Source organism: Streptomyces recifensis (genome assembly GCF_002154615.1).
Lineage (GTDB): Bacteria > Actinomycetota > Actinomycetes > Streptomycetales > Streptomycetaceae > Streptomyces > Streptomyces griseoluteus.
In genome coordinates this window covers 1-2503 of the sequence record NZ_MUNH01000450.1, presented here as the reverse complement: position 1 = coordinate 2503, position 2503 = coordinate 1, and the positions used below count along the sequence as shown (strand labels likewise).

At 69.0% G+C, this 2503-nt stretch carries 3 protein-coding genes; all 3 read right to left on the bottom strand.

Annotated features, from left to right (window positions below):
- Positions 1-833 (bottom strand): MFS transporter (locus CCN33_RS22335; protein ID WP_341866589.1); only part of this gene is annotated, 833 nt, incomplete at its 3' end.
- Positions 834-919: 86 nt separating this feature from the next.
- Positions 920-1693, bottom strand: a complete 774-nt coding sequence (locus CCN33_RS22330) for a VC0807 family protein (RefSeq protein WP_086695315.1) — start codon at positions 1691-1693, stop codon at positions 920-922.
- A gap of 92 nt (positions 1694-1785) precedes the next feature.
- The gene (locus tag CCN33_RS22325) at positions 1786-2430 is read right to left on the bottom strand and encodes an HAD family hydrolase (protein WP_086695314.1); all 645 of its coding nucleotides are present in this window, start codon (positions 2428-2430) and stop codon (positions 1786-1788) included.
- Positions 2431-2503 lie beyond the last annotated feature (73 nt).

The window sequence follows — 2503 nt, the reverse complement described above, 5'->3', positions numbered from 1 at the left end:
GCAGCCACCAGCGCCCCCAGCCGCACCACCGCCACGGCCCCGAACCGCCGCACCCCGAGATCCCCGACGGCCCGCCCCACCAGCGTGGTCACCATGTACACGTTGTAGGGAACGGTCGCCAACTGCTCCGACCCGCCCAGCACGTCCTTGACGTACTTCGCGCTCCAGTTGGAGACCGTCGAGTCCCCGATGTACGCGAACGTCATCACCAGACACAGCGGCAGCAGCAGCCGGAAGGCGACCCCCTTGGTCTCGCCCGCCTCCGCCGGCTCCGCCTCGCCGTCGACATACCAACGGCTCCCCACCAGCACGGCCGGCAACAGCACGATCACGACCGGGAGATAGGACATCCACAGCGTCAACTCCTCGTGCGCGCCCACCCAGGCGAGCGACGCCCCGAGGATTCCGCCCAGGCTGTACGCCGCGTGGAAGCTGAGCATGATGCTGCGCCCGTACGCCCGCTGCAGGCTCACCCCGAGCATGTTCATGGAGGCGTCCAGCATCCCCACGGACAGCCCGAACACCCCGAGGACGACGGCCAGTTCGGCCACTTGATCCCCGGCACCGACACCGAGCAGCGCCAGCAGCACCACGGGCTGGGACCAGCGCAGCAGCCGGCTGGGCCGCACCCGGCGCACCAGCCGCTCGGTCGTCACGCTGCCGACTCCGGCCAGGATCGGCACCGCCGCCAGGAACACCGGCAGCAGCCCGTCGGACACCCCGTACCGCTCCTGCATGGCCGGGATGCGCGTCACCAGCATGGCGAAGGCGACGCCTTGCACGAAGAAACCGAACGCCAGCGAGGCCCTGCCCCGCCGCAGCACGTCAGTCATGGCGGCGAGCGTAGGGCCCTGGGCGGTGCGCTGAACAGATCCGGCCAAAGACGAGTTGTGTTCATCTTCGGCCGGTGCGGGTCGGGTCAGACAGCGGCGGCGAGTTCGGAACGGCTGTCCTGGGTCGGCCCCATGGGCTCCACGGGGTCACCGGACTTCACGGCGGTCTCCTCGCTCAGCAGGTACTCCATCGGCACGACCGCGACCGCGCCGCTGACCACGAAGGTCCCCACCATCACCACGGCCATCAACACCCCACCGAGCCACACCATGGTGTCGACCGGAATGGTGTACGCCCCCACCACACGCGTCACGCACTCGATGAGCAGCGCCCCGCCCCACACCAGGGAGAACAACCGCTCCTTGCTCCGGAAGTCGGCGGACCCGGCCGCCGCGCCGGTGGTGAGCCGCTGCCAGGCCCCCTCCCTGGCGGGGTCCCCCTTCACCAGGAACGGCTTCATCCCCTCGGTCATCATCGGCCGCCCCAGTGCCACGGAGACCAGGATGCCGAGGGCGACCGTGCTGCTGACCGCCCCGTCCTTGGCGAGCATCAGCCGCGGGTCCCCGGCGACGAAGCTGAGCGCCAGGCCGACCACGTTCACGGTCAGGATGAGCAACGCGAGCCCATTGGCCGACCGCTTCCGTACCAGGCTCCACACCGTCCGCAGCGCGGGCCCGACACTGCTCCAGGCGAGCGCGGCGAACGTGCTCATCCCGAAGGCTTCCTTGAAGACGTAGTACGAGCCGAGCGGCAGCGCCACGTCGATGAGGAGCGGCTTGAAGTTCTCCAGCGCGCTCGGCGGGCGGTGCTGGTCCTGGTGCCGGCTGTCCTGGACCTGGTTCCCCGTGTTCTTCGTCATGCCCTCAGCTTGGCGGCCGAGGAGGCCCGGCCGGCAGAAACGAACGTCCAGAGGTCGGCATGACATCCGTCAGGTCCGCCCGATGGCCACCGTCACACCAGCAGGTCAGCCAACTCGCCCATGCTGAAGAAGAGTTGAGTGGCGCCCGCCAGCTTCTCGGGCGGGGTCATCGCGGTGAACCCGTACACGTCCATCCCGGCGGCCCGAGCCGCCCGTACGCCCAGCGGGGAGTCCTCCACGACGAGGCACCGCTCGGGCGCGACCCCCATCCGCTCGGCCGCGTACAGGAACAGGTCGGGAGCGGGCTTGCCCCGGCCGACGTCCTGCGAGCTGAAGATGCGGTCGTCGTCGAACCACCGGTCCAACCCGGTCACCCGGTGCCCGACCCGAATCCGCTCATGACTCCCGGAAGATGCCACGCAGTACGGCACCCCGTCGGCGGTCAGCTTCTCCAGCACCCCTTCGACGCCGGCCACGGGCCGCAGCTCCTCCTCGAACGCCGCGAACACCCTTGCGTGAAAGACGTCGTCGAAGTCCGCGGGCAGCCTCTCCCCGGTCCGCTCCAGCACGATGTCGTGCACGCGGTGCATGGCGGAGCCCATGTAGTCCCGTATCGACTCCTCGTAGGTCGTCGGGTGCCCCAGCTCGGTCAGATAGGCGGCGAGATGCCGATTGGAGATGGGCTCACTGTCCACCAGGACGCCGTCGTTGTCGAAGAGGATGAGGTCGTAGCGCATATCCCTGACCCTAAACGCAGAAAACCCCCGCACCAAAGGTGCGGGGGTTTTCCTCAAAAATAGTTCGGCGGCG